General features: G+C 59.0%; 1 protein-coding gene. It reads left to right on the top strand.

Annotated elements, in window-relative coordinates; genetic code table 11:
- Positions 1-46 precede the first annotated feature (46 nt).
- Positions 47-564 (top strand): POTRA domain-containing protein (locus CSQ89_RS21870; RefSeq protein WP_308418213.1); only part of this gene is annotated, 518 nt, incomplete at its 3' end.

Raw genomic sequence — 564 nt, 5'->3', positions numbered from 1 at the left:
GGGGCGCTGTCTGGGCGCACAGGGCATTAATGTGGTGATGGGTCGCATGCAGAACGCCCTGGTTGCGGCAGGCTATGTCACCAGCCGTGTGCTTGCATCGCCGCAGGACCTGAAAGCTGGTCAGCTTGATCTGACCCTGATGCTTGGCCGGGTCGGCCAGTTACGTTTGATCGATCCCCAAGGACATCGGGCGACATTGCGTAATGCGCTTCCCTTGCGGCCGGGGGATGTTCTCAACCTGCGTGGGATCGAACAGGGACTGGAAAACCTGAAGCGCGTCCCCAGCGCGGATGCGGATATCCAGATTACACCAGCAGAGGGGAGGGATGCGCGGCCAGGAGAGAGTGATCTACTGGTTCGCTGGCGGCAATCGTCCCCATTCCGACTGGCCCTTTCGCTGGATGATGCGGGCAGCAAAAGCACCGGTAAGTACATGGGATCGGCCACGGTGTCTTACGATCATTGGTGGACATTGAACGATTTGTTCTATGTCAGCGCTACCCGCACACTGGGGGGTGGCTATGAGGGTAAGCGCGGGAGTAAAAGCCATACGGTGCATTACTC

Source organism: Chitinimonas sp. BJB300, assembly GCF_002735695.1.
GTDB lineage: Bacteria > Pseudomonadota > Gammaproteobacteria > Burkholderiales > Chitinimonadaceae > Chitinimonas.
This window is presented reverse-complemented; position numbering and strand designations above follow the sequence as displayed.